The 26,443-nt window shown below is 52.9% G+C and carries 23 protein-coding genes and 2 riboswitches; of the genes, 4 read left to right on the forward strand and 19 right to left on the reverse strand.

Translation table 11 applies throughout. The annotated features are described in order from the left end of the window. Positions 1-552: 552 nt before the first annotated feature. On the reverse strand, positions 553-2,010 hold the full coding sequence (amrA, locus tag BLW33_RS12570) for an AmmeMemoRadiSam system protein A (RefSeq protein ID WP_090309459.1): 1,458 nt from the start codon (positions 2,008-2,010) through the stop codon (positions 553-555). 77 nt (positions 2,011-2,087) lie between these two features. Between amrA and BLW33_RS12575 the strand changes: the two genes are divergently transcribed. Further along, positions 2,088-3,083: a zinc dependent phospholipase C family protein gene (locus BLW33_RS12575; protein WP_090309460.1), complete on the forward strand. Its 996-nt coding sequence runs from the start codon at positions 2,088-2,090 to the stop codon at positions 3,081-3,083. Between the two features lie 212 nt (positions 3,084-3,295). Here BLW33_RS12575 and BLW33_RS12580 read toward each other — a convergent pair whose 3' ends face one another. From BLW33_RS12580 to recD2, 4 genes are all read right to left on the reverse strand, one after another. Beyond that, positions 3,296-3,490 (reverse strand): DUF6440 family protein, encoded by a 195-nt coding sequence (locus BLW33_RS12580; RefSeq protein WP_090309463.1) that lies wholly within the window; start codon positions 3,488-3,490, stop codon positions 3,296-3,298. 11 nt (positions 3,491-3,501) lie between these two features. Next, positions 3,502-4,740 (reverse strand): phenylacetate--CoA ligase family protein, encoded by a 1,239-nt coding sequence (locus BLW33_RS12585; RefSeq protein WP_090309464.1) that lies wholly within the window; start codon positions 4,738-4,740, stop codon positions 3,502-3,504. A 74-nt stretch (positions 4,741-4,814) separates the two neighbouring features. Beyond that, positions 4,815-5,555, reverse strand: a complete 741-nt coding sequence (locus tag BLW33_RS12590; protein WP_090309467.1) for a ComF family protein — start codon at positions 5,553-5,555, stop codon at positions 4,815-4,817. Position 5,556: 1 nt separating this feature from the next. Next, positions 5,557-7,782, reverse strand: a complete 2,226-nt coding sequence (recD2, locus tag BLW33_RS12595) for an SF1B family DNA helicase RecD2 (RefSeq protein WP_090309470.1) — start codon at positions 7,780-7,782, stop codon at positions 5,557-5,559. 223 nt (positions 7,783-8,005) lie between these two features. On the opposite strand from recD2, the gene BLW33_RS12600 reads away from it, so the two are divergent. Then, on the forward strand, positions 8,006-9,514 hold the full coding sequence (locus BLW33_RS12600; RefSeq protein ID WP_090309473.1) for an IMP dehydrogenase: 1,509 nt from the start codon (positions 8,006-8,008) through the stop codon (positions 9,512-9,514). A gap of 202 nt (positions 9,515-9,716) precedes the next feature. Here the strand turns inward: BLW33_RS12600 and BLW33_RS12605 are convergent, their stop codons facing one another. The 13 genes from BLW33_RS12605 to BLW33_RS12665 form a co-directional block, all read right to left on the reverse strand. Continuing rightward, positions 9,717-11,219 carry an NCS2 family permease gene (locus BLW33_RS12605; protein ID WP_090309476.1) on the reverse strand — a complete coding sequence of 501 codons (1,503 nt, stop codon included), beginning with the start codon at positions 11,217-11,219 and terminating at the stop codon, positions 9,717-9,719. A gap of 21 nt (positions 11,220-11,240) precedes the next feature. Then, a complete protein-coding gene (locus tag BLW33_RS12610) occupies positions 11,241-12,527 on the reverse strand; it encodes an amidohydrolase family protein (protein ID WP_090309479.1) in 1,287 nt (428 codons plus the stop codon). An 80-nt stretch (positions 12,528-12,607) separates the two neighbouring features. Beyond that, positions 12,608-12,704, reverse strand: a riboswitch (purine riboswitch). 13 nt (positions 12,705-12,717) lie between these two features. After that, complete coding sequence (locus BLW33_RS12615; protein ID WP_090309482.1) at positions 12,718-14,079, reverse strand: 8-oxoguanine deaminase; 1,362 nt, start codon at positions 14,077-14,079, stop codon at positions 12,718-12,720. Between the two features lie 64 nt (positions 14,080-14,143). Continuing rightward, positions 14,144-14,240: riboswitch (purine riboswitch) on the reverse strand. An 83-nt stretch (positions 14,241-14,323) separates the two neighbouring features. Further along, complete coding sequence (locus BLW33_RS12620; protein WP_176966729.1) at positions 14,324-15,058, reverse strand: ASCH domain-containing protein; 735 nt, start codon at positions 15,056-15,058, stop codon at positions 14,324-14,326. Next, a complete protein-coding gene (locus BLW33_RS12625) occupies positions 15,039-16,196 on the reverse strand; it encodes a sensor domain-containing diguanylate cyclase (protein ID WP_143032646.1) in 1,158 nt (385 codons plus the stop codon). The genes BLW33_RS12620 and BLW33_RS12625 overlap by 20 nt, the downstream gene beginning before the upstream one ends. Then, entirely contained in the window at positions 16,139-16,531 is a 393-nt protein-coding gene (locus BLW33_RS12630; protein ID WP_090309490.1) for a hypothetical protein, read from the reverse strand. Before BLW33_RS12630 ends, BLW33_RS12625 begins: the two co-directional genes overlap by 58 nt. 474 nt (positions 16,532-17,005) lie before the next feature. Beyond that, positions 17,006-17,578, reverse strand: a complete 573-nt coding sequence (locus tag BLW33_RS12635; protein ID WP_090309493.1) for an ANTAR domain-containing response regulator — start codon at positions 17,576-17,578, stop codon at positions 17,006-17,008. A 35-nt stretch (positions 17,579-17,613) separates the two neighbouring features. Then, positions 17,614-18,909: a glutamine synthetase family protein gene (locus BLW33_RS12640; protein WP_176966730.1), complete on the reverse strand. Its 1,296-nt coding sequence runs from the start codon at positions 18,907-18,909 to the stop codon at positions 17,614-17,616. 790 nt (positions 18,910-19,699) lie between these two features. After that, positions 19,700-20,422 carry a GltB/FmdC/FwdC-like GXGXG domain-containing protein gene (locus tag BLW33_RS12645; RefSeq protein WP_090309496.1) on the reverse strand — a complete coding sequence of 241 codons (723 nt, stop codon included), beginning with the start codon at positions 20,420-20,422 and terminating at the stop codon, positions 19,700-19,702. Positions 20,423-20,432: 10 nt separating this feature from the next. After that, on the reverse strand, positions 20,433-21,677 hold the full coding sequence (locus BLW33_RS12650; protein ID WP_090309499.1) for an NAD(P)/FAD-dependent oxidoreductase: 1,245 nt from the start codon (positions 21,675-21,677) through the stop codon (positions 20,433-20,435). Position 21,678: 1 nt separating this feature from the next. After that, complete coding sequence (locus tag BLW33_RS12655; protein ID WP_090309502.1) at positions 21,679-22,131, reverse strand: 4Fe-4S dicluster domain-containing protein; 453 nt, start codon at positions 22,129-22,131, stop codon at positions 21,679-21,681. A 159-nt stretch (positions 22,132-22,290) separates the two neighbouring features. Beyond that, complete coding sequence (locus tag BLW33_RS12660; protein WP_090309505.1) at positions 22,291-23,796, reverse strand: glutamate synthase-related protein; 1,506 nt, start codon at positions 23,794-23,796, stop codon at positions 22,291-22,293. Positions 23,797-23,798: 2 nt separating this feature from the next. Further along, positions 23,799-24,908, reverse strand: a complete 1,110-nt coding sequence (locus BLW33_RS12665; RefSeq protein ID WP_090309509.1) for a class II glutamine amidotransferase — start codon at positions 24,906-24,908, stop codon at positions 23,799-23,801. 365 nt (positions 24,909-25,273) lie between these two features. Here BLW33_RS12665 and BLW33_RS12670 point away from each other — a divergent pair, with 365 nt between their 5' ends. Beyond that, entirely contained in the window at positions 25,274-25,579 is a 306-nt protein-coding gene (locus tag BLW33_RS12670) for a nucleotidyltransferase family protein (RefSeq protein WP_090309510.1), read from the forward strand. Continuing rightward, positions 25,548-25,898, forward strand: a complete 351-nt coding sequence (locus tag BLW33_RS12675; RefSeq protein WP_090309512.1) for a HepT-like ribonuclease domain-containing protein — start codon at positions 25,548-25,550, stop codon at positions 25,896-25,898. The genes BLW33_RS12670 and BLW33_RS12675 overlap by 32 nt, the downstream gene beginning before the upstream one ends. Before the next feature lie 304 nt (positions 25,899-26,202). On the opposite strand, the gene BLW33_RS12680 is transcribed toward BLW33_RS12675, so the two are convergent. Further along, positions 26,203-26,443: transposase (locus BLW33_RS12680; RefSeq protein ID WP_143032647.1), on the reverse strand; the 241-nt coding region annotated here is incomplete at its 5' end.

Here is a 26,443-nt window from a genome sequence, read left to right on the forward strand (position 1 = left end):
GTTCGTCCTGAGCCAGGATCAAACTCTCAATAAAAGTTTGTCATCGGCCTCAGCCGATGTTCTGGTTCTTACGCTTGGTTCGTTTGTTTTATAGAAGTGTTCGACTCACTTCTTCTTTTCTTCAACAGATCTCTCTGCTTCGGAATCTTTGGTTTTATCCAGGTTTTATGGTACTATTCTCTTTTCTATGACCTCGCTGTCGTAATTGACAACTTCTTTATTATAGCAGAAGCATTTATTTCTGTCAAGTGAATTTTGAAAGTTTTTTAAATTTTCTCAATTCTGAAGTCGTTTGCTTTTGACAGCTTATTTATTTTACCAAACCACTCTTTCATTGTCAAGCACTTTTTTTAAATGTTTTTCAATGCCGTTGATTTGGTGTGCCTCTCTCGAGACAGCTTATTTATTTTAGCAAACCGTATCCGCTTTGTCAAGTCCTATTTTTAGTAATTTTACAGATTTTTCGTTTTGCCCCCGTCCCTTCCGAGACAGCTCATTTAGTATATGCTGCCTCGGACCTTTTGTCAAGGGCTTTTTTGCATGTATACAAAATTAATTATGATATTCGACCTCAAAGCGTTGGTAATGGAGTTTTTCGCCCAATTCATCGTCTGCCTCATAGTCTGGGATACCGGCTTTACGCTTAACCGCGGCAATTTGCTCTTCAATGGTATCAATTCCCGTAAGGTTCGGCAGGAGCAGTCCCCGGCGCAGGCCTTTTTCGGCAATAATGCCATAACGATGGGGGTCAAGCTCGGCAGTATCATCGATATCCTCTGGCTCACCCATGATGCTGACACTAACAGATAACTGATTAAGCTCGGCTTCTTCAACAGGAAGGAAACGCGGGTCATAGATTGCGGCTTCGATGGCGTTTCGGATAATCTCTTCACTCAGGCTTTTCGTCACTGGGTGGATGGTGCCGATACACCCTCGTAGTTCTCCACTTTTATAGATGGTTATAAAGACGCCGGCAGGATCTGCCAATCTTTGAGCCGCCTTTTCATCCTCTACCGTTTTCAGGAAATCCCCCTCTGATAAGCGGGTTCCTGTCCGCACCCAGGTATCAATGGTCTGGGTGGCTAGGGATACAAAGGGATCTGCCTTTGCCAAACGGTCTCTATATTGGGTGTTCATTTCCTGCTCAAAATGGGTCAGCAAGCTTTCATTGGTGGGGTCCTCCCCCGTTAAATCAAAGGTAATGAGGGCTTCCATATAGCCCACGCCAAAGGGTCCTTCATAAGCAAATACCTGGGAGTTGGTTTTTATGCTGTCCGCTGCCCCCAGGGCCATCACCATGGGCCGCAGGCCACATTGGCCCGCCGGCTCATAGATTTTAGGATCTAAGGTTAACAGATCATAGTACTCTTTATCTTCAATGGCCTTAACCACCAGGGTGTCAAAGAGAGGACCCATGGGGTTAAAGGAATAAGGGCCTTCATCCTTTAAACAATGGGATAAATCCGCACTGGCTAGAATCAGGGTATCCTCACCATTTAACTCAATGGCCTCCCGAAGGATGCGCCCAGTGCGGTAGAGCTCCACAAGGCTGAGATACCCGATGGTCAAATGAAGAATTTGATAGTCCGGATAAACCTTATCAATAAAGGTCAGGGGGACGAGTACCCCGTGGTCCAGCCGAAGGTCAATGTCGTATTCTTTTGCTGTTTTGGGATTAATGAAGAGGCTGTGGCAATTGTTTTCTCCAAAACTCTGGTTGAGCTGATCGAGAAGCCCCATATCGCATGCCTTTGTAAGTTGGACCTGGGGGGCTCCAAATTCACTAAAATCACCGGAAAGGGTGGGGTGATATAAAACACTGACCCCATCCCGAAACACATTGCCATGGGGGGTGATACAGACAATGGTTTTAGGTTTAATTTTAGCCACTTCCAGGGCGAGGTCCTTCATACCCCGTATGGTTTTTTCTGCTTTTTGCTCTCGGCCATTGCCCACCTCCGGAATGATGATTGGGGGATGGGATGCCATGGCAATTCCTTTTAAATACATGGTAATCTCCTTCAGTTATACTATTCGATTTTATGGTATATTAAAGGTATTATATCACATTTTCTTAGAGGTGACCGATGTCAGATATGCTCAATCACTATTTTTGTGGGCAGCGGGCCTTCGAGCTTTTACCCGAAGAGTCGCCGATGCGCACCATTATCGCCGACCATTACGATGTCTACTGCCTTGGAACCCAGGGCCCGGATTTCTTTTATTACGATTTTCCCATTCCTTTGCCTGGACACCATCCGGCAAACCAGTATGGCAGCCTGATCCACCGGCAGCGGGTAAACGATTTTTTTATCCAGGGACTGGCCTATGCCAAAAGCCACCCCTGGGAACGGGATGTTGTGCTTAGCTATTTGGCTGGTTTTTTAAGTCACCATGCCCTGGATACAGCCACGCACCCCTTTATTTTCTATCGTACGGGGTGCTACGATCGGCATTTCCCGCCCAGCCGAATCTATTCCTATTTTCATAAACGCTATGAGGTCCTTTTAGATGTGGCGAATTTACGCTATGTCTTCAATCAATGGGCCTGCCATTTTAATGCAGAAAAAATCTTTACCCTTTCACCGCAAACCGAGGAGATCCTGGATCTTTTTTACAGCCATATTCTGAGGTGCGTGTATGGGGTATCCCCATCCCCCCACAGCTTTAAAAAGAGTCTGCACAATACAAGGCGAATCGTGCGTCATACCGCCGATGCCACGGGCAGCAAGAAATGGGCCTTGAGCTCGGTGGAGCGGCTTGTCGGTGAAGAACATGCCCTCAGCCGGGTCTTTTATCCGGCGGATACCGATATCCCTCTGGTGCTGAACCTGAATCACTCTTCCTGGCGGCACCCTGTAACGGGTGCTTTTTCCTCGGACAGCTACGTCGATCTCTTTAACCGTGGCATCGCCCAAACGGTAACCCGTATCCAAGCATTGGATACTCCGAAAATCACCAATGCCCGTGTCATCCCCCCGCTGCTTCAAGATCACAGCTATCTCACGGATCTTCCCTGGGAGGATGACCGGGAAATGCAGTATTTTGATTTCTTATTCCACCAGCATCCGGAATTACTTTAGGCTTCGGGTGCTCTACCTTCAAAAACCCGGCATAAAAAAAAGCCCGGAGTGCTCAGCTCCGGACTTTTTTCTGTTTGTCATGTTTATCATGCATATTCGTAAAAGTTGAGGGGGGAAAATCTTTTACTGCTTGTAGGATACTCCTCCCTGCTTAATGGCACCTTAACGGTGGTTTGCCATTAAAGGTTCTTTAAGACGATATGGGGACTTTTTTAGCGTTCCGGTCCAATGGCAGGATCTCCCTGATCATCCAGAAGGGCCGTCATTCCGGCACCACCATGTCCATAGTGGTAGAGATAGACGACTCCCGTCTCTCGATCCTCGATGATCTTCGATCCCGATCCATCCTCACTGGTTTCATGGAGGACGATCTCAAAACGTGGCTTATCCTTTTTTTTCTTTGACATTTTATTCTCCTTTATGACTCATAACGTTCATCGATAACGCGAACCGTCTTTTTTTCTGAGCGGGGCAGCGATCCGATGCGTCCGCCCTGGGGGGTGATACTGATGCCTATCCGAGATTTAAACCCCGCACCGACTGCTTTTTCAACGGCAGTGATGTCTGCATCCTCCTCCACCTCAAAGCGGAGGGCGACCTCATCCTTTCCCCCTTGGTTAAAAATACGCACCTGGTATTCCGAGCTGACCCCTGGAATATCCCGGAGAAGCTCATCGATTTGGCCAGGATACATATTCACGGCCTTGACCTTAAACATATCATCCGTACGGCCTAAGATACGGTCGTGCCTGGGAAAGGGCGAACCGCAGGGGCATTCACCGGGGATAATCCGGCTAATATCGTGGGTCCGATACCGGAGGAGGGGGGCACCTTCCTTTTTAAGGGTGGTGATCACAACCTCCCCATATTCTCCATCGGGGACGGGGCGCAGGGTATCGGGATCGATGATTTCCATATAGATATAATCATTCCAGTAGTGCATCCCACAGTGATGTTCACAGTCGATGGCAATCCCGGGTCCATATACCTCGGTTAAGCCGTAAATATCGTAAATTTCAATACCGAGCTCTTCAACGATGCGCCGACGCATTTTATCCCCCCAACGCTCCGATCCGATAATGCCCTTGGTCAGACAGATTTTATCCCGGAGGCCGGCTTTGGCCACCTCCTCAGCCAGAACTAAGGCATAGGAGGAGGTGCAGGCAATAACCGTAGACTTCAGGTCCGCCATCATTTTAAGCTGCTTGGGGGTGTTCCCCGGTCCCATGGGGATGACCATGGCCCCCAGACGTTCGGCACCGGCCTGAAAACCAATCCCTGCAGTCCACAGTCCATACCCTGGTGTAATCTGGATACGGTCTCGATTGGTCATCCCGGCGTAGCGGTAGGCCCGCTCGAACATGATGGCCCAATCCTCGACATCCTTTTTAGTATAGGGGATGATAACGGGGTCCCCGGTTGTTCCCGATGAGGAATGAATCCGGACCACCGCTTCATCGGGGACGGCCTGGAGGCCCAGGGGGTAAACCCGCCGGAGATCGGCCTTTTCACTAAAGGGAAGATTGTTAAAATCATCCATGGTTTTTACGTCCGCGGCGGTTACCCCGGCTTCTTTAAATATTTTTTGGTAAAACGGACTTGATGCTTCTACACGCTTTACAAGCTGCTGCAGTGCCGCCAACGGTTTTTCCATCATTTCGCTCCTTTAATATTCCTGCTTAAAGTATACCCATGGTTCTTTTCAATGTCAAGGTTTGGAAGGGGATAACCTTAGGCCCCACCTCCGGCGCAGGCCGCAATGAATACGGTTTGGGCCCCTGCCGAAAGCAGTGCCGTTGCACAGGCCCGAAGGGTAGCCCCGGTGGTGATGACATCATCCACCAAAAGCACCCGCTGTCCCCGGACATCTACCTCTGGGGAATTTTCGAAAACACTGCTCAGAAGCTTCAGGCGTTCCCTACGGCTCTGACCGATTTGGTGGGGCGTGGGGACGATGCGCACAAGCCCCTCTGCTGCGGGGATAATCTGACCTGTCTGCACCTCAATTTCCCGGGAAAGTCCCTGGGCGATTTCCATACTTTGGTTATAGCCCCGCTCTGACAGACGGCTCTCATGAAGGGGAACGGGGATGATACGGTCGATTTCTGAAAACCAGGGCGCAGCCATCACCATATCTGCCATCTGCTGCCCCACCCAATGGCACAGTCCCCGGCGGCCCTGAAATTTCATGCCATAAACCAGGGGCTTGGCGTTTTCCGTATAGTCAAGCCACACACAGCCCGCCTGAAATCCCAGGTCCACAACCTGGCTGCAATCCCTGCAGCGGATGGCTTCACCATTTATGAGGTGGCGGCCACAGATCAGGCAAGTTTCCCCCTGATTCAAGGGGAGATCCTCCTGACACCGGCTGCAGAGAAAGTGATCCCTGGAAAACAGGACCCGCCCACAGACCGGGCAAGTTCCGTTTTCCGGGAAAAGGGCTTTTTTCACAATCCTACCCCAGGCTGACATCTTAAATCCCCAGATCCGTGTAGGCCAAAATCCGGGACTTCAGACCCGTCCGCCGTTGAGCGTCATGGTCACTGCGGACCATGCGCACCAGATTCGGCCAGGGGCCCACCAAATAGAGCTTGTCCTTGGCACGGGTGATGGCGGTGTACAGCAGCTTCCGCGTGAGAAAACTGGGTGAACCGCTGATAAGGGGAAGGATGACCTGGGAAAACTCGCTCCCCTGGCTTTTGTGGATGGTCATGGCATAGGCATGGGCCAGGGCTCCCAGCCCATCGAAGGGATAGTCCACCACCTTATCATCATCCATATGCACTGTTAGGGTTTTACCCGAGGTATCGATGCGGGTGATGACACCAATGTCCCCATTAAAAATCCCTTCTCCAGACTCGTAAGTCTTTTGGTCCTGCCATTTTAATTTGTAATCATTCTTAATCTGCATCACCTTATCCCCCTCCCGAAAGATGAGATTCCCCAGGGCTCGTTCATTCTTCTCTGGAGCGGCGGGGTTTAAGGCCTTTTGGAGGGCCGCGTTTAAGGCAATGGTTCCCAGGGGGCCTTTTTTCATGGGGGTGATGATCTGGGGTGCTCCCGGGACGGTGCCATCCCCTGCCCCGCTCCCCACCAGTCCCAGAATGGTCTCCAGGGCCTGGCCGGTGCTTTGGCGGCTCAGATACACTAAATCCGAATGCCCATCCCCGCCGACCTCTGGGAGATGACCCCCATTAATGGACTGGGCCGCCAGAGCGATGGCCGAGCCCTTGGCCTGGCGATGGATGGCCGTCAGACGCACCACGGGCACAACCTGGCTTTCAATGAGATCCGTCAGAACTTGGCCCGGCCCCACACTGGGCAGCTGGTCCACATCCCCCACTAAAATCAGCTTGGTCCCCGGGGATAGGGCCCGGGTCAGACTAGCCATGAGCAGGGTATCCACCATGGAGGCCTCATCCACAATGACCACATCCTCGGAAAGGGGATTGTCCTCATCCCTGGCGAAGCGCAGGGGGCCGTCATCTCCCGTGGGTTCATACTCCAGCAGGCGATGAATGGTCCGGGCTTCCTCTCCGGTGGCCTCGGCCATGCGCTTGGCTGCCCGGCCCGTGGGGGCCGCCAGCACCACGGAAAGCCCCCGTCCGGTTAAAATATCGATGAGGCCGCTGACGATGGTGGTCTTCCCGGTTCCCGGTCCCCCGGTGATGATGGTCACCCCAGAATCCAGGGCTGTCATCAGGGCATCCCGCTGGCTGGGGTCTAAGACGATCCCCACCCCCTGGGCATACTGCTCTACCAAAGCCCCCCAATCAGCATCCAGGGTGTCATGCTCGTACCGGGCCATTCGGGCGAAGTCCAGGGCCAGGGTATCCTCGGCTTCAAAAAGCATCATGGGGTAATAGGCTTCGGCCTCGCCAATGAAGTCCAGCTTTAAATCCCCGGCCAGGGTCATTTCTTCAACCTGGTCTGCAATGGTCATAAGGGCACTGTCGTCCCAAAGCTCCAGCCCCAAAACCCGGGCGCTGGTGTTAATGAGCTCCCCCTTATCCATATAGGTGTTCCCCGAAGCGTAGCATTCCCGGAGGCTTTGGGTGATGCTGGCCGCAATGCGCTTGGGATTATCCGCGGTCACCCCCAGCTGGCTGGCGATGCCATCGGCAATTTTAAAGCCGATGCCGGGGACATCCTTTATAATCTGATAGGGGTCGGCAAAGAGTACCTTGACGGTATTCTGTCCATAGACCCTGTAGAGCTTCATGGCGTAGGTGGTGGATATGCCGTATTCCTGGAGGGCCAGGACCACCTCCCGGACCTCCCGCTGATCGGCGTAGGCCTCGATGATTTTCTCCACAGTTTTTTTCCCAATCCCGGCAATTTCTGTGAGGCGGTTAGGATTCCGATCCAGAATCTCGATGGCACCCACCCCAAAATGGGCGACGATGGCCTGGGCGGTTTTCTCCCCCACCCCCGGCAGTAAACCGGAGCTTAAATATCGGATGACGCCCCCTTCTGTCGACGGGGTATCGATGCTGTACTGTATTATTTTAAACTGCTCCCCAAAGGTGGGGTGCTCTGCCCAGGTGCCCCTTAACTTGAGATACTCCCCCTCCCGGGGCTCCTCGATGGACCCCACCACGGTGACCAGCTGGCCGTCGATGTCGAAATCCGCCACCGTATATCCATTTTTCTCGTTGTGGAATACCACATGCTCCAGGGAGCCCTTCAATTCTTCCATGGTTGCCTCCGTGTATTGATGGGTTTATTATAACCCAGGTAGGAGGGGATTGAAATATTTTCTTCTGAGAAATAGCATCCCCTTGACATCCACCTTAAAAACACCTATACTTATTACAATTAATTACATTTAACCATCGTCCCTTATGAAAAGCAATAGTCCTCTGGCTATTGCTTTTCATCTCATCTGGAACAATAAAGCACATTAAAGTATAGGAGGATTTATGGCCCATTATTTTGAAGAACCATCACGCACCTTCAGTGAATACCTACTCGTCCCGGGGTATTCTTCTGCGGAGTGTATCCCTGCCAATGTGAATCTAAAAACACCCCTGGTCAAGTACAAAAAGGGGGAAGAGTCCGAAATCACCATGAACATCCCCATGACTTCCGCCATCATGCAGTCCGTCTCCGGGGAAAAGATGGCCATTGCCCTGGCCACTGAAGGTGGGATTTCTTTCATCTACGGCTCCCAATCCATCGAGGATGAAGCCGCCATGGTGGCCCGGGTGAAGGCCCACAAAGCAGGCTTCGTCCCCAGCGACGCCAATATCTCTCCAGAATCCACCATGGCCGATGTCCTGGACCTGAAGAAACGCACCGGTCACTCCACCACTGCGGTGACTGCCGATGGCACCGGCGGCGGAAAATTTGTGGGGATCGTCACCAGCCGGGATTACCGGGTGAGCCGCATGGACCCTGCCACCAAGGTAAAGGAATTTATGACCCCGGTGGAAAAGGTGGTCTCTGCCCCCATTGGAACGACTTTAAAGGAAGCCAACGACATCATCTGGGAAAACAAGCTGAATTCCCTGCCCATCATCAATGACGATGGCACCCTGGCTTATTTTGTTTTCCGGAAGGATTACTCCGCTCATAAGGAAAACCCCTTAGAGCTATTGGATGCCCAGAAACGCTATATTGTGGGGGCCGGTATTAATACCCGGGACTACGAAACCCGCATTCCTGCCCTTATTGAAGCAGGCGCCGACGTGCTGTGCATCGACTCCTCTGAAGGCTATTCGGAGTGGCAGAAACGCACCCTGGCCTGGGTTCGCCAGACCTATGGCGATACCGTGAAGGTGGGGGCAGGCAATGTGGTGGACCGGGAGGGCTTCCGGTTCTTAGCCGAAGCCGGCGCTGATTTCATAAAAATCGGCATTGGCGGCGGTTCTATCTGTATCACGAGAGAACAGAAGGGCATTGGCCGGGGACAAGCCACGGCGGTCATTGAAGTCGCTGCTGCCCGGGATGAGTACTTCGAAGAAACGGGAATTTACATCCCCATCTGCTCCGACGGGGGCATCGTCTACGACCACCACATCACCCTGGCCCTAGCCATGGGGAGTGATTTCGTCATGCTGGGCCGTTACTTCTCCCGGTTTGATGAAAGCCCCACCCGCATTGTCAATATCGGCGGGAATTACATGAAGGAGTACTGGGGTGAAGGCAGCAGCCGGGCCCGGAACTGGCAACGCTACGATATGGGCGGCGATAAGAAGCTGTCCTTTGAAGAAGGGGTGGATTCCTACGTCCCCTACGCCGGCAGTCTCCATGACAACGTGGGTTCAACCCTTGCCAAGGTGCGCTCCACCCTCTGTAATTGTGGCGCCCTCAGCATTCCGGAATTCCAGGATAAGGCCAAGCTAACCCTGGTCTCTTCCACCAGTATCACCGAGGGCGGCGCCCACGATGTGGTCCTGAAGGACAACGCGGTACAGACCGTCCGATAGTTGCTGTAACGAAAAACCACCGCCCTGAAACGGGGCGGTGGTTTTTGATTGGTGCGGCCAACGGCAGTGGAGTAGTTCGTCCGTGAGACTCTGTAGCAATGGGGCGGCTGTTCGCAAGCAGACGGAGTGAAAGCATATGTCCAGCCCACCGCCCTTTATAGAGAGCTATCCCTACCGCCCCACTACCTCACAATCTCCCTCTTTACCCATTAACCATAAAGGCAAAACGAATTACGAAGAGGAAGGCCAGTACGACGGTGATGATGTTGATTTCCCGACGTCTTTCGCTGCCGTCTGCGGGCTTTAGGAATTGGTGCCGGCCAGAGAGTATCTTCACCAGAATGTAGGTGATTAAGCCTGCGGCAATCCCATTGGCAATGGAATAGGTAAAGGGCATAAACACCATGGTGCAGAACGCAGGCAGGGCTTCGGTCATATCCCCGAAATCCACATCCTTGACGGCTCCCATCATCAGGACGCCGAGGAAAATCAGGGCTGGTGCCGTTGCAGCGGAAGGGATAATGGTGATAAAGGGAGCCAGTACGATGGCCACCAGGAACATCCCGGCGGTAACCACCGAGGTCAGACCCGTCCGTCCCCCGACGGAGATCCCCGCACTGGATTCCACCACGGTCGTTGCGGTGGAGGTCCCGATGAGGGCGCCCCCGGCACTGGCAATGGCATCGGACAGCATGGCCTGCTTCATCCGGGGCATCGTCCCGTCTGGTGCCAGCATATTGGCCTGCTTGGCCGTTCCCAGAAGGGTCCCAATGGTATCGAACATATTGACCAGGGCAAAGGCCAGTACCAGCATGATGATGGTAAAGGTGCTTTCCACTGGATTCCCGCCATGGGTAAACAAACCGACAAAATCAATTTTGAAGAAAGAAACTTCCATAAAATCAGCAAATTGCTGACCCATATCCAGGCTGAACCCTCCAAAGTGGGTTAAGCCAAAGGGAATCCCTACCACGGTTCCCACCAAGATCCCGATAATCATCGCCCCCTTGACCTTTCGGGCGGTCAAAGCTGCAATGACCACTAAGCCAACTAAAGCGACAATGGCCGACCCAATCATCAGACGATAATCGGCGGCTAAATACTCTGCCCCGCCAACGCTGATGGTTTCCTTGGCAAAGGTTTCTCCCCAGCGGGAAAAATCAATGAGCCCAACGAAGGTGGCCTGATTCTGAATGACCAGAGAGGCATTTTTTAATCCAATGAGGGTCAGGAACAGTCCGATCCCCGGTGTAATGGCGTTTTTAATGGTGGCTGGAATGGCGTTAACAATGGCCTCCCGCACCCCTGTAGCAGACAAAATGATGAACAGGACACCGGAAATAAAAACCACACCCAGGGCCTGGTTATAGGTATACCCCATGCCCAGTACGATGGTAAAAGCGAAGAAGGCATTCAGGCCCATCCCAGGTGCCTGGGCAAAGGGCAGCTTAGCGTAGAGCGCATAGAGTATCGTCCCGACAAAGGAAATCAGACAGGTGGCAAAAAACACCCCATTAAAGACCTTGGCACCCATGGCGCTGTCCCCCATAATAAACAATGGCTCGGAAAGCACCTGGGGATTGACCACCAGAATATACGCAATGGCTGCAAAGGTGGTTAACCCTGCAATCACCTCTGTTTTAATGTCTGTATTGTTCTCACTGAGTTTAAAATGCTTTTCTAAAAAAGCCGAAAGTTGTTTCATAATGATTACCCCTCTATCCTCTTAAAAAACAGGTTTCCCGCCGACATACTTCGCCACAATCTGATCATCCCTCCCCAGGTAGACCAATCGTTCCAGGCGCTGTATTAATCCATTATAATCCGCCGTCGTTTCAAAATCCGAATCGTCAATGACCAGAGCATCGAAGGCATAGCCCGGCTCAAAACGCCCAACCTTTCCAAAGAAGGCACCGCCCCCAGCTGTCCCCAGGTAAAAGGCCTCTGCCAGGGTCAAGGGGGCCAGACTGTCATCCAAAAGGGCCCAGCGCATCTTAGACGCCTGGATGGCGTCGGCCATGGCCCGGAAAATGGACAAGGCCGTTCCCCCGGCAACATCACTGCCAAGGCCAACGGATATTCCCCGGTCAAGGAAGCGGCGGACCGGGGCCACCCCAGAAGATAAATTCATATTGGACTGGGGACAATGGGCAATAAAGACCCCTTGTTCCTGAATGCGGTCCTGTTCCTCCTCTGTGGAGTGGACGCAGTGGGCCATCACTGTCGGCACCGTCCCACCGAAAAGACCATACTTGGCATAGGCTTCGCCGTAGCAGGAGGTATCGGGATGGAGTTCGGACACCCAGGCGATTTCGTCCCGATTTTCAGAAAGATGGGACTGCACCGGCAGACCGGTCTCCCGCTGAATTTTCCCTAATTCCGCCATGAGCTCGTCGCTGCAGGAGGGGATGAACCGGGGTGTCAAAATGGGCCTGGTCCTTTGATAACGCGCCTGACACCCAGCAATCCATTTCCTGGTATCCGCTGCGGACACCCCGGTGTCCTCGGTGAGCTCTGGAATGCTGTTGCGGTCCATATTGACCTTTCCCACAAGGCTCACAAGCCCGGATTCCTCCAATAAATCCATAAGGGCCAGGGTGCCCGGGGTGTGGAGGGTGCCGTAGATGACCGCCCGGGTGGTGGCACTTCGCTTTAAATCCGACACAAATTTTTCATACATCGGCTTCGCATAATCCATATCCCTGTACTTACTTTCCTCGGGGAAAGTATAGGTCTGAAGCCAGGGGAGCAGCTCTAAATCCATGCCCAATGCCCGAAAGGGGTACTGGGGGGCGTGGACATGGAGGTCCGTCAGCCCTGGAATAATGAGATAATCCCCATAATCCGTGATGGGATACTCCCGATACCTTGGGGGGACCGCATCAAAGACACCGACCACAACATCGTCCTGGCAGATTAAATATCCCCCGGGCTTTGTTCCAATGCGGTGTTTGTCCATGGGGTAAAGAATATTTCCCTTTAAAATGGACACCGTGTTTTCCGCGTTTTTCATAATATAACGCCTTCCTTTCTTGCTCTGTTTTTATATAAAAAAACTACCCTATGGCGACCCTAAGCCATCGCCTAAGACTCGGGGTCTTTGCGATGGCTCATAGTCAACTATTAGGGTAGTTGGTAGAAACGTCCGACCAGATTACGGATATATATAAGCACATTTCAATATTTGGTATTTAGTTTTAGGTTTAAGCCTTGGCGAGATAGGCCCTGACACGAGCATCGGCCTTTTGCTGGGCTGCTTTCTCATCCACCGTGACCAGGCGCCCGTTTTTCACGGTCACCTGCCCATTGACAACGGTATAATCCACGGGCCCCTTCAGGCCCACCGTCCCCAGAAGGGATTTGGGATCTAAATGGGTCCCCACCAGCTCTAAGCGTCTGGTGTCCACCAGGAATAAATCTCCGGCCTTTCCCACTTCCAGGGAACCAATATCCTTCCGGCCCAGTACCTGAGCACTTCCCCGGGTCGCCATCTTCAGCAAATCATAACCCGTAGGGGCAGCACTGCCGCTGGTGAGGCGGTGAAGCAGGTAGGCCACTCGGATTTCCTCTAGGAGGTTGGATCCATCGTTGCTGGCACTGCCATCCACCGCAAGGCCCACGGGAACCCCCAGTTTTAACATTTCCGGTATCCGACAGACCCCAGAGGATAATTTCATATTGGATATGGGACAATGGGCGATGCCCGTCCCGGTTTCTGCTAAATGCTTCAACTCAGCATCATTAAAGTGGATGCCGTGGGCGACCCACACATCCTCTCCGATCCACCCCAGGCTCTCCATGTATTCCAAGGGCCGCATGCCGCACCGATTGGCCACGAAGCGTTCCTCATCCACGGTTTCGCACAAATGGGTGTGGAGGCGAACCCCCAACGTTCGGGCCAGCTTGGCGGATTCCCTTAGGAGGTCCTCGGTGACGCTAAAGGGGGAGCAGGGTGCCAGGGCCACCTGGCGCATGGAAAAGGGTGCCCCATCGTGGAAGCGTTCCACCGCCGCCTGGCTGTCCTTTAAAATAGCATCCACACCTTGGACCACGCTGTCCGGGGGCAATCCCCCATCCTTTTTACTCAGGCTCATACTTCCCCGGGAAGCAAACATCCGAATCCCCAAATCTCCCGCGGCTTCAAACTGTGCCTCTAAAAGCCCCTCACTTTTTCCCTGGGGAAAAACATAGTGATGATCAAAACAGGTGGTACAGCCGTTTTTCATCAGCTCACCCATACCCGTAATACTGCTGTGGTAAATCACCTCGTCGTCCAGATATTTCCAAATCTCATACAGAGTGACCAGCCAATCGAAGAGCTCCATTTTTTGTACCTGGGGCAAATTTCGGCTAAAGGTTTGGTACAGATGATGGTGGGTGTTAATGAGCCCGGGATAAACAATACAGCCCCGGGCATCAATGACCTCCGCCCCCTCTGGGGGGACAATGTCCCCTAGGTTGGTAATGACACCATCCTTTATTTCAATATCCGTATTTTCATAAAGGGTATCCTGATCATCACAGGTTACCACGGTCATTGCCTGTTTAATGATTAAATGCGACATGCATTCCTCCTGTATGGTTGGTTATAAAAAAACCGTAACAGCCGCTATAAATCCACACCAGCCAAAGGCGATGATGTGAACTTATAGTCAACTATTACGGTAGTTGGTAGAAACGTCCGACCCAATTACGAACTTATATAAGTTGTATTCAATTACAGTTATGATTATAAATTATTATCATTATTCTGTCAAATACTTTTTTAAAACGATTTTCAATAATAAATTATTACTTGTAGGTCCAAGTTTACTGATAAAAATTATCCTGGAAGGCTACGGCGCAATCGGGATAAGCGGCCAAAAATGCGCTGAACTTCTCGGTTAGCATTCCCTGGTGCTTAAGAAATGTCGACAGGGCTTCGGTGCTCCCCCGGTAACACCATACGCCGTTGCCATTGGTGACCTCATCCTTTAATACCAACTGGGCAGCCGCTTTGAAGCTGGCCTCTGGCATGGGCAGGGGTAGCACCCCCTGGATTAAGGTACCCAGCGCCTCGGTATCTTCCCAGAGAACATCCGGGACGACTGGACAGAGGAAGGCCTCGTAAAGGGCCATGGGGCCCTCCACAAATTTAGGAACGTAGTATTCCTGAAAGAAGGTGGTGTATTCCTCTGGAGTGGCATCCCCAGGGCAGGGATGGATACGCTCGTCCTCCACCGTGAACAGCCCGGCCCCGTCCTCCAGGGGAAAGGGCTTAATATACCGCAGATCCGAGAGGATCCAGGCGTAGCCCATCGCTTCCCCCTCGGGCAGACGAGCCATATGGGCAGCCTGCTGGTGGCTTTTTTCAAAGGGGACGATATCTAAAAGGGTGACCACGCAGAGGGCCTCCCCAACGATGGTCCCCGGCTCCATGGGGCCTTGACGGCTGCAAATAAGCAGATCTCCCCGATAATCCGTTTGCCATGACTGCTTAAGAACGGTCTTTTCTCCGCATAAAATAAGGTGGGCCCACAGGGGCTCAAGTGTTATTGCTTTCAAAGTCGTTTTTCCTTTCTGTTGCTCCCATATTTGTTTCATTCTGAGATTTGCGTTTATTCTGGTACATCCCTTCATCCGCGGCACGGAAAACGGCGTCCATTGTATTCAGGCGGTCTTTATCGTAAAAGGCATATCCAAAGGAGGCACCCAGGGGGATCTCCTGGCCCATGTCCTTAGCGGCCATTTCCTTTTTAAGGCGCTCCCAGCACATCCTCACCTGGGCTTCATCGCTGTCTGTCAAAATAACGGCGAATTCATCCCCACCGATACGATAGACGGCGCCCTCGCCAAAAATACGGACTAGCAAGCGGGCAAATTCCTTAATGTACGCATCTCCAACCTGATGACCATAGGCATCATTGATGGCTTTCAAACCATTGAGATCGAAGATCCCAATTCCAAGGCTGGACCCCGCCTCCAGGGATAGTCCCCGTTTGGCAATGTCCAGCTCGTAGCATCGCCGGTTCCGGACCCCCGTTAACTGGTCGTATTCCGCCAAGCGCACCATGGAGCGGTTAAAGCGCCGCAGAATGACCGTGGTGATGGCCAGCATACTGAAAATAATGATGACCGCCACCAAAAAGATTAAAAGCAGCTGGTTGCTCATCTTCTGCTGCATTTCATGGGTGTTTTTTTCAACGACGAGATACCAGTTCAGACGGGGAAGGTACCGGGTGATCCGATACCCCGTGCTTTGCTCCCCAGTATACCACACTTCATCATCGTAGCTGCCGACGGCCTCCAGGTGGCCTTTCATATCTGCAAAGGCGGCCTCCTCAAAGAGATTGCGCTTTCCGGCATCTCCAGGCACAGCGGACACCTCCACATTGCCCTCACCGTCGATGAGGTAGGCCCCAACCCCGTATTTTTCTTGGTATTGTGTAATGAGCTTTTGAAAATAGGCCGTTTCCAGGCCAACCCCCACCACCCCTAAGGTGCTGCCATCAGCGGCTTTCACCTTGCAGTTCACAAAGATGGTAATTTTGTCCCCATGGGCTTCGTCATTATCCACATTGAGGGAATAGTCTTCTGAACCCTTTAAAAAGGTGAAGTACCACGTATCTTCGGGGTCCCCGGTTTCTAACACCCGGTCGATGCCGTTGGCGTAGTGATAATACCGTCCGCTTTGGCAGGACACCAGGAAAACAGAATCGAAGCCATAGGTTTTTGGTATTCCCCCAAATAGGCCTTTACCGTATCCGTAAAGGCACCGTCCTCCAGTTCCCGGGGCATAAGGTCCCGGAGAAGGGTGTCCTTGGACATGGCTGAGGCAATGTTGATGGGTTGTTCTAACATGTAGAGGATATCCGTGTACATCGCCTGGGAGGAAAGGGAGGAAATATCCCGAATGCTGTCGGTATAGGAATCCCGGATGGAAAGGGTGGTAAAGAGCCCGATGGCGATAAAGCCTAATAAAATGATGGAACAAATAAACACGTTGATTTTCAGCCGATGGACCAGACTCTTTTTCATAGACCCCTCCTGTTTTTTTATCATTATACCAAAAATCCCGGCAATAAGAAAGAGCCCCTTTGGAGGGAGCTCTGTGAGGGTGGGTGATGGGGTGTTCGTCCACCAAGGTTTGTGGTAGCGGGACGGCTCTCCGCTGATGGTGTATCTGTCAGCTCAAGCGGATCGACCAGCCTTTGGCTGTGCGCTCCGATATCGCACGCCAGGCACACCATCCTCGGACAGCCTTAGTTTACTGGGACGAGCGGGGAACTGAAGTTAGTATTTAAAGTCTGTTCCCAGGGCGGTACCCACTAACAAAGGTGGGATGGACATATCTTTCACGTAAGTCTGCATCGGGGCGGACTTGTGTGCGTTCGAAAGTGCGCCGCACTTTCGGTAACGCACCATGTCCGAATCCGCAAGCAGACGGAGTGAAAGCATATGTCCAGCACACCGCCCCTTACCAAGAGTTGCCCCTACCGCCCCGCTGTCCCCCTACCGGTGCTCGTAGGTCTTAATCAGATTCACCGCAACCTCCGCAGGCTTCAGGCGCATATCCATGGCGTGCTTTTGAATATACCGGTGGGCCTGTTCCTCGGTCATATCCAGGTAACCCATGAGGCACAGCTTCGCCCGGTACACCAGCTTCAAATCATCCATCTTTTTCTCCAGCTTCTCATTCTTCTCAATCAGGCGCTGCATTTTCTGCCTGGAATTCAGAATAAATTTGATATTCTGCTGAAGCAGGGTTTTATTAATGGGCTTGGGGACGACGAAGGCCGTGGTCTCCTCTAACTGCCGCTCCACATGCTCAATCAGCTCATTTTTAACGATGAGGACCACACCCGTGGCATGCTCCTCTAAAATATCCTGGGCAAACTCAATGCCAAATTCATCCCCAAGGGGTGTATTGAGGATGGCGAGGGTATATTCTGCTTCCTGCATCCGCCGCCGACCTTCAGCGCCGGATGTCATCACATCGATCTGTTCGAAGGCCATTTCCCGGAGGATTTCTGTCAGTACCCGGCCGACCTCTTTCTGACGGCAGATGAGGAGTACGTTGTTCACCGAATCCCCTCCTTTCCCTTAATGCTATTCCCTTCCTAATACTGCATCCGATAGGCGTCAATCTCCCAGGGATTCACCGTCCGAATATAACACTGCCATTCCTGCCATTTCGCTTGCTGATAACGCTTTGCGGTATCCGCCCCTAAAACCGCTTCCACTAGGGGGTCAGCCGCCATGGCTTCTACCGCTTCCTTTAAGGTCATGGGCAGGGAATCCCCCAGGCCCCCTTCGGCAATGGAGGGTAAGAGAGCACGCTTTTCCTCCATTCCCTCCAGCCCAGCGGCGATAATCAGGGCAAAGGCCAGGTAGGGGTTACAGGCCGGGTCCGGACTGCGCAGCTCCATGCGGCAGTATTCACCCTCTGCCGCGGGGATTCTAATGAGGGCCGAGCGGTCCCCAAAGCCCCAGCTCACCCGCTGGGGGGCTTCCATCCCATCTGCCAGGCGCTTATAGGAATTCACCAGGGGATTGGTGACCGCCGTCATCCCAGGGACGTGATGGAGCACCCCGGCAGCGAAATGTCTGGCCGCCTCGGACAATTCAGAGGCCGCCCCCACAAAGAGGTTTTCCCCATCCTTGGTGAGGGATAAGTTGATGTGCATCCCACTGCCGGCCTGGCCGTTCAGGGGCTTGGGCATAAAGGTGGCATGGAGGCCATGGCGCCCGGCCACGGTTTTCACCACATTGCGGAAGGTGATGATGTTGTCCGCCGATTCCAGGGCGACGCTGTATTTAAAATCAATCTCGTGCTGGCCATCCGCTGATTCGTGGTGGGAGCTTTCAATTTCAAAGCCCATTTCCTCCAGGGTGAAGATGATTTCCCGCCGGGTATTTTCCCCCTTATCGTAGGGGGCCATATCCGCATAACCCGCCCGATCCACAGGCTCCATGGTTGGCGTGCCGTCCTCCCCCAGCTGGAAGAGGAAGAATTCACATTCCGCACCGATGTTCATGGTGTAGCCCAGGCGATGGAGACGCTCCACCTGCTGTTTTAAGATATAGCGGCTGTCCCCTGCATAGGGGCGTCCATCCGGGGTGACCACATCACACAGCACCCGGGCCACTTTCCCCTTCTGGGGCCGCCAGGGCAGCACCATGAGGGTTTTAAAATCCGGCTTTAGCAGTAAGTCTGAACAGCCGGCATCTTCAAAGCCCGGTACGGAACTGGCATCAAAGGGGATGCCGTAGAAGATGGCGTTCTCCACCTGATTGTTAGAAATGGCGATGTTCCGGCTCAGCCCATCCAACCCACAGAATTGCATCCGCAAAAATTTAATATCATTAGCCTCGATAAAGGTTAAAATATCGAGGGTCGTATTCCCAATAGTCATCGATTCTCTCCTTCGATACTGGTTTTCTAAAACGTGGTACAGATAAAGGGGTGGAGTTCGTCCGCTGAGGTTTGTGGCGGTGGGGCGGCTGTCCGCGGCTCGTACAAACGTCCTGTTCCCCTAGCAGTAATGGTGTAGCCCGGGAGGGCCAGCCGTTTAGAAGATTCGCTCCGGACCCCAGGCGCTGACGAATACAGCGCACCCCCTCAGTCGGCAAGGCGCAAACCCTTCGGGTTTGATAGGGTTATTGGCGGGTTGACATAGCAGCTCTCTAAGAATTGCAATGTACTGCCCGCAGGGGATCACTCCGCTCACATATCTAAACGGCTGCCCCTCCCTTAAGTTACCAATCGGACAGCCTGGGTTTGCTGGGACGAAGGGGGACTAAGCTATCCTGGAACGAGCGAAGCAAGCAGTAGCTTGTTCCCAATCACCTCTCCCTTCGGTCGGCTTCTTGGACAAGCCTTGCATGGGTGCTGTTGACCAAATCATCGATTTGGACAGCACCGCAGCAGTACCTGCCGCGGCGGTATCCACAAACCAAAGGCGGGATGGACATATCTTTCACGTAAGTCTGCTTCGAGACGAACAAGCGTATGTTCGAAAGTGTGAAACACTTTTGGTAACATACCTTGTCCGGATTCGCATGCAGACGGAGTGAAAGCATATGTCCAGCACGCCGGTGCCATCTGAGAGCTTACACTACCGCCCCGCCTCCTGCTGAGAGCTACCCCTACCGCCCCACAACCTCCACACCCCCCCACTACCTTTGCCTTCAATTATACTGGTTTTAATAGGGTGTGTACAGCCCATGATAGGGATTACCGGCGCTGGGGGTGAGCTTATAATAGGTCCCTTCCAAAATGGATGCCGGATCCGCATCAAAATAGTGACAATATTTTTTAATATAGGGGGCGATCCCCTCCATATCCTCAGCACTGCACTGACGGGCCGTGACCTGCTCCGGCAGACCCACTGGCGGTTCATCACACCGGAGGACCATGGCACCGCCGTGCATACCGGTACCACAATAGCCCCCGGCGGGGAAGGCCCCGTCGCAGCCAATTCCCAGGACCAGGATAGTGCCCCCGGCCTGGTATTCCCCTAAAAATGAGCCTGCCCGGCCACCAATGACAATGACGGGCTGCTTTTCCTCGTAGGCCTTCATATGGATGCCCACCCGGTAGCCGCCGTCGTCCCGGATATAGATGCTGCCGCCCCGCATGCCGTAGCCCAGGGTATCCCCGGCCTTGCCGTACACCACAATATCCCCGGAATCCATGGTATCCCCCACAGCGTCCTGGACATTGCCGTACACCGTAATATTGGTCTGATTCAGGTAAGCTCCCATGGCATTGCCCGGGGTTCCAAAGACCGTGAGGTCCTTGCCCTTAACCCCGGTCCCAATGTACCGCTGGCCCAGGACGCCCTTGATGGTGACGTTCTGGTCCTCGGTACATTTGATTTCGTGGTTAAGCTGGGTATAGTATTTTTCTTTCGCTTCAATAATCATTTCTGCCTCCTTAGTGTGCTTCTGCCAAATCGGCCTTCCGGATGTTCTTCGCAAAGGCAGCTAACTGGGGGGCTTCCATGAGCATGGCCCAGTCCGTTTCGGACAAGGGGGTCTGATTTCGAATCAGCTCGGTGTAAATGCCCCCCCGGTCACAGTCTCCCAGAATAATAAAGCCCACCAGGCAGTCATCCTGGATGTAGAATTTTTTCAGGGTGCCGGTCGCCTCCACCACCACCGGCTCACCCAGGGTGCTGCCGGCGGTGAGCATATAGTAGCCCTTGATCCCCATGGCATTCACCGGGAAGGCCCGGGTGTATTCCGCCTCGCCCCCGGCCATATTGATGCCGGCGACCTCCCCCTGGAGGTAGGCATTGGGCAGGATCGCCATGTTTTTCTCCGTCTGGGAGGAGCAGTCGGTGCTTTGGGTGCAGTCCCCGGCGGCGTAGACATCTAAGAGGGTGGTGGTCTGTTTGCTGTCGGTGACGATGCCCCGCTGTACCTCTCCTCCGGCCTCGTCCACCAGGCCGCTTTCCGGGCGGGTGCCCACTGCCAGAATCAAGATATCATAGGCCAGGGTGTCCCCATCGCTTAAGGTGACGTCCCCATCACCAATTGCAGTGATGCTGGTACCCAGGCGCAGGGCCATGCCCAGCCCCTCTAAATAATCGGCGTAACGGGCCGCACATTCGGCGTCCAGCACACTGGGCAACACCCGGTCCGCTAAATCCACTACCGTGATGCCTCCACACTGGTCCACCAGGGCTTCCGCCGCCTTTAGTCCGATAAGGCCCGCCCCTAGAATGACCACCTGGGACTCGGGGGTGAGGATCTTGGCAATGCCTTCGGCATCATCCATGGTGGTGAAGGTAAAGGTGTTCTTGGCCGAATCCCGGCCTTTGATGGGGGGCACAAAGGGGCGAGAGCCTGTGGCTACCAAAAGCTTTTCGTAGCTGATGGTCCGCCCCCCGGTGAGGGTGACGATCTTACGTTTGGCATCCACCGCCGTGGCCATAACCCCATACTCCACGGTTACATCGTTCTTTTCATAGAAGTCCAAATCTCGGTAGCGGGTGTTTTCCTTTTCCACCCGGCCCTCCAGAAAGTAGGAGATAAGGGGTCGGGAATACACGTGGCGGTCCTCCCCGGAGATGACGGTGATGCTTCCCGCGGGGTCCACTGTCCGGATGCCCGTGATGCCGCCCACAGCGGCGGTGGCATTGCCGATAATGAGATATTTGGTATGGGTCTCTGCCATTTTATTCACCCCTTTCTTCGTAGACGATGGCCTGATTGGGACAGCCCGCCACACAGGCCGGTGCGCCTTCTGTTGTCTCTGTGCACAGCTCACATTTGAGCATGGTGTGGTTTCTGCCGATGACCAGACAGCCGTAGGGGCACATGACGATACAGGTCCGGCAGCCCACGCAGCGCTCCTGGTCGATGCGGACAATGCCGTCCTCACCCACGGAGAGCGCGCCAGTGATGCAGCCCTTAACACACAGGGGTGTTTCACAGTGGCGGCAGGATACGGCAAAGTGGATGCCGCCATCGGCTTCGCCCCCATCCTCTACCCGAATCCGGGGCAGGGGTTTCTCATCCCGATTAAAGGCCTTGACCATGTCGGATTCCCCGGAACCCGCAAAGGCACATTGAACTTCACATAAATGGCAGCCGAGGCACCACTCTTCATTAACATAGACTCGTTTCACGATATTCTCCTTCTATAAGGTCTACATTTTCGCATCTGTCTTTTCTTATCCATATTATGGATAAGACAGACGCTCAAATGCACTAGCTTCGTTACCGCAGGCTACTCGCTCACGCTCCTTCGATCAGCCTGCTACCGATTCTGCTTCGCAGAACCGGACTCAGCGTCCCGCGTGCTCTATCCCTAGGATTTCTAGCTCGGTTTCACTGAGGCCCACGCCCCTTAGCATCAAGCGGTTACCTTTTAAGGACTCAATGGAGTTGATCCCCATGCCGCCCATCATTTCCTTGATTTCATGGTCCCAGGCCCGGACGAGGTTGACCAGGCGCTGGGCTCCGATATCGGGGTTCAGGCGTTTGACCAAATCCTCTCTTTGGGTGGCGATGCCCCAGTTGCACTTGCCCTGCTGGCAGGCTCGGCAGAGGTGGCAGCCCAGGGCCATGAGGGCCGAGGAGCCGATATAGCAGGCATCGGCCCCCAGGGCAATGGCCTTGACCACGTCGGCGGAGCTGCGGATGGAGCCCCCGACGACGATGGAGATATCGTTTCGGATTTTTTCATCCCGGAGACGCTGGTCCACGGCCGCCAGGGCCAGCTCGATGGGAATCCCCACATTATCCCGAATCCGGGTGGGGGCGGCACCGGTACCTCCCCGGAAGCCGTCGATGGCAATGACATCCGCCCCGGAACGGGCAATGCCCGAGGCAATGGCCGCCACATTGTGCACCGCCGCGATTTTAACAATCACCGGCTTTTTATAATCTGTGGCTTCCTTTAAGGAGAAGATCAGCTGACGCAAATCCTCGATGGAGTAAATATCGTGATGGGGTGCCGGAGAAATGGCATCGGAGCCCTCGGGAATCATCCGGGTTTCCGACACCTTCTGGCCAATCTTATGGCCTGGCAGATGGCCGCCGATTCCCGGCTTCGCCCCCTGGCCCATCTTAATTTCGATGGCCGCCCCGGTCATGAGGTAATCCTCGTGGACCCCGAAGCGTCCGGAAGCCACTTGGACGATGGTATTGGGACCGTACTGGTAGAACTCCTTATTGAGGCCACCCTCCCCGGTATTGTAGCAGGTGCCCAGCTCCGTGGCCGCCCGGGCCAGGGATTTGTGGGCATTCTCACTGATGGAGCCATAGGACATGGCCGAGAACATAACGGGCAGCTCCAGTTCAATCTGGGGGGGCAGGTCTGATATTAAATTCCCCTGCTTGTCGAACTCCAGATGGCTGGGCTTTTTCCCCAAAAACACCCGGGTTTCCATGGGCTCCCGGAGGGGGTCGATGGAGGGGTTGGTCACCTGGCTGGCATTAATGAGCATCTTATCCCAGTACACCGGATAATCCCCGGGGTTCCCCATGCTGGAGAGCAGCACCCCGCCGCTTCCTGCCTGGCGATACACCTCTTCGATGGTCGACTGCTTCCAATTGTAATTGGGGCGGAAGGTATTATCCGTCTTCACGATTTTTAAAGCCCGGGTGGGGCAGAGGCTCACACAGCGCTGGCAGTCCACGCACTGGGTTTCGTCTGCACGCATCACATCCAGCTCTGCGTCATAGCTGTGGACCTCGTTAGCGCATTGGCGCTCGCACACCCGGCATTGAATACAGCGGGTGGGGTCCCTGTGGATTTCAAATTCTGGATAAATATAATTGATTCCCATTTTTACGCCTCCTTCCCATCCTCTTCAACCCGGACGATAATGGGTTCACCGCCCCGGGGGGCCCAAATCCCCTCAATATCCGGACACACCGCACGAATGGCGGATTCCTCGCTGGCAATATAGACAATATCGTCCTTTTCACCCGCCACCATGGACCGCAGCTTCAGGCGGTCGTTCAGGGCCATGAGCCCCTTGTTAAAACCACAGATAATGGAGAAAGGGCCGGTGATGAGCAGGCTGGCAAAGGTATTGCGCAGGATCTTCATCCGATCCGCCTGCTCCCGGGGCATCCCGTCGATTTCCTCCCAGAAGGGCGCCGCGATAATGGCCGCGATGTCCTCGTAATCAAAGCCCTCTTTCCGATTGAGGTAATCAATGATATAGGTGATGACCTCGGTATCGGTTAAGAGGGTACACTTATAATCGAACATCTCAATATAGCGCCGGTTGGCATCGTAGGAGGAAATCTCCCCATTGTGCACCACCGAGTAGTCTAACAGCGCAAAGGGATGGGCACCCCCCCACCAGCCCGGTGTATTGGTGGGATAACGGCCATGGGCCGTCCAGCAATAGCCATTGTATTCCTCCAGCTTGTAGAAATCCCCCACATCCTCGGGGAAGCCCACGGCTTTAAAGACCCCCATATTCTTCCCACTGGAGAAAATATAGGCCCCGTCGATGGCTGAATTAATGTAGAACACCGTATCCACAATGAATTTCTGCTCGTCAATTTCCCCCTTTTCCTCCTGGATCTTGGTGAAAATCGGGTTCACGAAATACCGCCAGATCAGGGGTTCGTCCGTAATATTTTTATTTTTACGCACCGGAATCCGGCTCAAATTGACAATATCAAAAAACCGTTCCAGATAGGCCTCGGTCTGTTGTCTGGCCTTAAAATCATCATAGAACACGTGGAATGCGTAGGAATCGGCGTATTCCGGGTAAATCCCATACCCCGCAAAGCCGCCCCCCAGCCCGTTGGACCGGTCGTGCATCACCGCAATGGAATCCACAATGGTCTTGCCGTTAATACAATTTCGTCCCTTACGGTCGATGATGCCCGATATGGCACAGCCCGAAGGAATTCGGATTTCGCCTTCTTTTCTTAACATGGTACTCTCCTTCAAAAAAATCGAACGCCCGATTCCATCGGACGCTCGATTTTACCCTGCACGAAACTAAATCCCTTAGCACCATTGCCCCAGGACCTGCATTTTCGTCATTGTATAACCTTCAATCATCCCACTGAATCGGACGCCATTGTCCTTCATGAAATACTGTATACACTTTTAATTTTCTCTATTAAAACACATTTTTTCCTTGAAATCAATACAATTCTTTTTGGCATTGTTTGCAGGTTTTTTGTTTGGCGGACAGGTGTGTTTTATTAAAGGACGAACATGGGCTATGTTCGGATTTTATTGGCTTGATTTACAGAGTGGATGCCGGTATAATGAAGACAAAGGAGGGCAGGACCATGAAGATAAAGGATATCCGCCAAGGGGTTACCGAGATTGCACCACTTTTTGCGGTCAAGCGTATTGATCTGTTTGGATCTTATGCCAGCGCATCGGACCAGAGCGAAAGTGATATTGACTTATTGGTTGAATTTGACACACCTGCCGTTTCATTGCTCACCCTGTCAAAGCTGCAAAGTGATTTGGAAGCACGGCTTAAGAAGGACGTGGATCTCATCCATGCCCCTCTACCGCCGGATGCTCTGATTCAAATTGGAAAGGTGATACCGCTGTATGAATCATCGGGACGAACAGATATTAATTAAGGTATTGAAGGAAATCGCTGTAGCGGAAATGATGATGGCTAGGAGCTCTTTTGAGGCGTTTGACCAAAATGAAATGAAAAAGCGTGCCATCTGTATGACTGTCATTAATATTGGAGAATTGGTAAAGTCACTGTCTGATGAGATTCGAAAGCAGTACAAGACCGTCCCCTGGAAAGCCATCGCTGGATTTCGGGATATTGCCGCACATAAATATCAAACACTGAGGATGGCCGATGTGTACTTCACGGTTATGAATGATTTTCCTGAGCTTAAACAAATGATTGAAGGCATCTTGAATAATGAAGCAGTCAGGATGTAAGTCTGCACTTTTTAAAAGCCATCAACTATTCTTTCCGTCGGTTGATGGCTTTGGAAGTTTCTCTGAAATCCTGAGATTGTATTTTCGGTTGTAGGATTTTTTGGGTCGGGGGTGCGGACAAAAAGCTAGACTGGGAGTGTGAAAGACTTTCTGTAAATACGAATTTCCTGTGCTTAGAATCAGAAAAAAAAGAAAAAACAAAGCAATATAGATATGCCTTAGATAGTTAATATATACGCCATAAATCGTAACTTGTCAAGAACAGGTGATAAAAACAACCTGTGCATTAAGGCGATATCGATGATTATTCTGGCAAGCGCCCCTCATACATCATGCTGAGCTCGCCATAAACCAGCCCCCAGTTCCGAAGGGGCAGGCGCCATTTTTTAGTCGCTTCAAAGGTCGCCAGGTAAAGGGCCTTTTGGAGCGCTGTATCGCTGGGAAAGACACTACGCTGGCGATTTAGCTTCCGATATGTTGCATTGAGGCTTTCTATGGCGTTGGTCGTATAAATGACTTTGCGGACATCGGGTGAAAATTTGAAG

Origin of the sequence: Eubacterium aggregans (assembly GCF_900107815.1) — a bacterium.
Taxonomy (GTDB): Bacteria; Bacillota; Clostridia; order Eubacteriales; family Eubacteriaceae; genus Eubacterium_O; species Eubacterium_O aggregans.

Bases quoted from the DNA above. Each gene is read 5' to 3' on its own strand.
- amrA (WP_090309459.1), bottom strand. From the start codon at position 2,010: ATGTATTTAAAAGGAATTGCCATGGCATCCCATCCCCCAATCATCATT.
- BLW33_RS12575 (WP_090309460.1), top strand. From the start codon at position 2,088: ATGTCAGATATGCTCAATCACTATTTTTGTGGGCAGCGGGCCTTCGAG.
- BLW33_RS12580 (WP_090309463.1), bottom strand. From the start codon at position 3,490: ATGTCAAAGAAAAAAAAGGATAAGCCACGTTTTGAGATCGTCCTCCAT.
- BLW33_RS12585 (WP_090309464.1), bottom strand. From the start codon at position 4,740: ATGATGGAAAAACCGTTGGCGGCACTGCAGCAGCTTGTAAAGCGTGTA.
- BLW33_RS12590 (WP_090309467.1), bottom strand. From the start codon at position 5,555: ATGTCAGCCTGGGGTAGGATTGTGAAAAAAGCCCTTTTCCCGGAAAAC.
- recD2 (WP_090309470.1), bottom strand. From the start codon at position 7,782: ATGGAAGAATTGAAGGGCTCCCTGGAGCATGTGGTATTCCACAACGAG.
- BLW33_RS12600 (WP_090309473.1), top strand. From the start codon at position 8,006: ATGGCCCATTATTTTGAAGAACCATCACGCACCTTCAGTGAATACCTA.
- BLW33_RS12605 (WP_090309476.1), bottom strand. From the start codon at position 11,219: ATGAAACAACTTTCGGCTTTTTTAGAAAAGCATTTTAAACTCAGTGAG.
- BLW33_RS12610 (WP_090309479.1), bottom strand. From the start codon at position 12,527: ATGAAAAACGCGGAAAACACGGTGTCCATTTTAAAGGGAAATATTCTT.
- BLW33_RS12615 (WP_090309482.1), bottom strand. From the start codon at position 14,079: ATGTCGCATTTAATCATTAAACAGGCAATGACCGTGGTAACCTGTGAT.
- BLW33_RS12630 (WP_090309490.1), bottom strand. From the start codon at position 16,531: ATGAAAAAGAGTCTGGTCCATCGGCTGAAAATCAACGTGTTTATTTGT.
- BLW33_RS12640 (WP_176966730.1), bottom strand. From the start codon at position 18,909: ATGACTATTGGGAATACGACCCTCGATATTTTAACCTTTATCGAGGCT.
- BLW33_RS12645 (WP_090309496.1), bottom strand. From the start codon at position 20,422: ATGATTATTGAAGCGAAAGAAAAATACTATACCCAGCTTAACCACGAA.
- BLW33_RS12650 (WP_090309499.1), bottom strand. From the start codon at position 21,677: ATGGCAGAGACCCATACCAAATATCTCATTATCGGCAATGCCACCGCC.
- BLW33_RS12660 (WP_090309505.1), bottom strand. From the start codon at position 23,796: ATGGGAATCAATTATATTTATCCAGAATTTGAAATCCACAGGGACCCC.
- BLW33_RS12665 (WP_090309509.1), bottom strand. From the start codon at position 24,908: ATGTTAAGAAAAGAAGGCGAAATCCGAATTCCTTCGGGCTGTGCCATA.
- BLW33_RS12670 (WP_090309510.1), top strand. From the start codon at position 25,274: ATGAAGATAAAGGATATCCGCCAAGGGGTTACCGAGATTGCACCACTT.
- BLW33_RS12675 (WP_090309512.1), top strand. From the start codon at position 25,548: ATGAATCATCGGGACGAACAGATATTAATTAAGGTATTGAAGGAAATC.